This window comes from Mariniflexile ostreae (assembly GCF_042427585.1).
Lineage (GTDB): Bacteria > Bacteroidota > Bacteroidia > Flavobacteriales > Flavobacteriaceae > Pseudalgibacter > Pseudalgibacter ostreae.
The window spans coordinates 1-2,877 of sequence record NZ_JBHMFC010000051.1; the positions used below are offsets into that span (position 1 = coordinate 1).

The window sequence follows — 2,877 nt, forward strand, 5'->3', positions numbered from 1 at the left end:
TCAAATCGTAAAAGATATGAGCAAGCAAACAATAAAATCAATTACTGGAAATCACCATTATGTAAATGCTTTTATTACGACTTTTAATAGTTAAATTGGTATAACAAGCCAATTTGAATTCTTCTTTGCAAAATTATATAATTCTGAAGTGTTTAAATTTAATACTTCTTCGCTCCATTCTATTTTCTGTAAATATCTACAAACTGTTTCAGAACAATCCATTGTATCCTCTCCTTCCAAAGAAACTCTGTTAGCATCTTGATCATATAGTACTTTATATTTAGATCTATCTTCAAAACTAGATGATATTGACTTACTTTTAAGCCATTTAATCCCTCCTGGAATGTCCAAATCGGAACTTTCATTATTTCCTGCACTACTACCAAATTCACAAGTACTAGCATCTATTCTACAAGTATTCTTTTTTGCGATGCCTTTTGCTGTCCACATTAATAAACGTGGTTTTAGTTCGCCTCTGGTAATTTCGTTGTTTGCTTGTCCTTTTAAAACAGTTTCCTTTTTTTCATAATAATATTCACCATCTATACTGTGGTTTTTAGTGTAATAGTTGGTACTGTCTCTTTTATCCTTTTCTTTACTGTATAAAACAAAGCTATCTTCTTTTCCAACTGCTGCAGGGCATAAAATGCACATATACATATCTAAAGCGTCGTTTATTTCTCTTTTATAATGCTTTTGGTGCATATCGAAATAGAGCTTTACATAGTCTAGCTGCTCTAGTATGGTCATGTTGCCAAGCATGGTTTTGGTTAGCTTTTTTCCATTACTATAGCCTTGTATATTCATGTCGCTTACTGCGGTTCTTACAAATAAAAACCTCTAACAATATCCATGCTGTCTTTGGAAGTGCTTTCACAAAGCCTTCTGTGGTCAGAGTTTAGCAGTGAGTTTTAAAAGTGTTTTCATCCTCAAAACGACAGACACCTTCGCATTCTTTTATAACGGCAGTTTTATGGATTAATTTAGCTTTATTCTTCCTTGGTCAGTAACTGGCTTTTGTTAGGTGGGCTTAACATATAAATACGATGGCCGCTGACATTGAAATAACCTTGGTCGTCTTTATAAATTTTAAAAATATCTCCACCAGAATCTTCTAATTGCAATGTGTCTTTCGTTATTCCTACAATATTTAAGAGTTCTTCATTGCCATTGAAACTAACTTTTGTTGCCATATCCTCTATTTTAAAAGCTACAGTGCCTTCATATTCTTCTCCCATTTGGAAACCTCCAAAATCAAAACTGTAGGTACCTTGCCATACGTAAAGTTTATCCAGCTTTTCGTTTTCATTTTTTAGCAAATTATGATAATGATTATTAACCTCCTCATCACTATGTGTAAAATCTTCATTAGAGTATTTTAACCATTTTTTGGACATCTTACCTTCAAAACGCTTAGGCATATTTGTCTCTTGCATTTCACCAAAGCTATCATAAGAGTCGTCTTTCAAGAAAGCTTTATTCGTTCTATATCCTTTTACAAAATAAGTGGTGTTTTTATCAATACATAACAATAATAAGTCATCTCCAGAAATATCACCTCTACAATATTTATTGTATACAAAACTAATTTCTTTAAATCCATCATCATCGATATCAGAAAGTTCAAAAGATTTAGCAATGAAATTTAAATCTGTCTCTACAGGGCAATCTAAAATAGAATCTTTTATTGACGTCAAACCAAACGAGTTCTGCAAAGAAACACTTAGTTTAAAAATATTTTCACCTTCACCCGCTTCATAATTAACATATTTCTCTATTTTAAAAATATTTTCACCTGATTTATCGTTCCATTTTTCATGGAATATCAGAGAATCATTTTTAACATTTGTTATCTCAAGAGCCTTAGCACTACTTTTGTTTTTTAAATTCATATTGCAAGAACTCAACAAACAAATTATTACAAGTATTTTTATTATCGATTTACCTTGTAGAAGATGCGGATCCGTCAGCATCAACATTGAATTTCTTAAGTTTTTTATCTTCATCTTTTATAATATAATTTTTAGGTTTCATGATACATGATTCATTTCCTTTTGTGACTGTCCCATAACATATTTTTTGCATTCCGGATATTTTTGACCCTTGATTACCTCCTAAATAAACATATTTAGTTCCTTCTTTGTTTTCCCCAATAACAAAAGCGACATGAGAATAACTCAAAACAATTACAGCTCCATAAAAAGGCGTTGTTTCTTCTCCATTTAGCCAACCATCAGGTTTATGCTTACTTTTATTCGCTGTTTCCTTATTTCCCCAATCAAAAGCCAATGCATTTAACCCTGTATTTGTTTTTTTATAATCATCTGTTTGCTCAAAACACCAATTTAAAAAGGCACCGCACCATGGAATTTCATGATTGCTTCCTTTAGAATTAGTTGTATTAAAATATATTTCAATTTTTTCTTTTAATGGAGAGTCCTTTTCCATTATACCTTGATATGTAATATATTCTCTTTCTGCAAAACTCATCCAAGGAGCTTTTGTTGCACTCTCATTATTTCCTGCACTTGTACCAAACTCACAAGTACTCACATCTGTTTTATAGGTGTTCTTTTTGGTTAGTCCTTTGCTATACCAACTATTTACTTCTTGGGTTACTTCCCACATATAAGTCGTCCCTTTGGCTTCTTTAGCATAACCTCGTTTGTATACTTTTTCCCTTTATCATTATACTTTCCAAAGAAATTAGTATTCTCCTTTTTCTTTATGAAAAGCAGGATTATTATAATAAAAATCGCTCGTATTATCCCATTGGCTATTTCGGAGTGATGGTGCCACGTGTTTCGGTCAAACCGTGCCACTTTGAAAGATACTGCAATTATATAAAATTTTATTGTTATTCGTTCTTTAAAGCTC

Annotated in this window: 3 protein-coding genes; all 3 read right to left on the bottom strand. The window is 31.8% G+C overall.

All coding sequences use genetic code 11. The annotated features are described in order from the left end of the window. Nucleotides 1–90: 90 nt before the first annotated feature. The gene (locus ACFFU9_RS10500; protein WP_379861393.1) at nt 91–807 is read right to left on the bottom strand and encodes a hypothetical protein; all 717 of its coding nucleotides are present in this window, start codon (nt 805–807) and stop codon (nt 91–93) included. A 182-nt stretch (nt 808–989) separates the two neighbouring features. Next, nucleotides 990–1,892: a M949_RS01915 family surface polysaccharide biosynthesis protein gene (locus ACFFU9_RS10505; RefSeq protein ID WP_379861394.1), complete on the bottom strand. Its 903-nt coding sequence runs from the start codon at nt 1,890–1,892 to the stop codon at nt 990–992. A 49-nt stretch (nt 1,893–1,941) separates the two neighbouring features. Next, on the bottom strand, nt 1,942–2,628 hold the full coding sequence (locus ACFFU9_RS10510) for a CHAP domain-containing protein (RefSeq protein ID WP_379861395.1): 687 nt from the start codon (nt 2,626–2,628) through the stop codon (nt 1,942–1,944). Nucleotides 2,629–2,877: the final 249 nt, after the last annotated feature.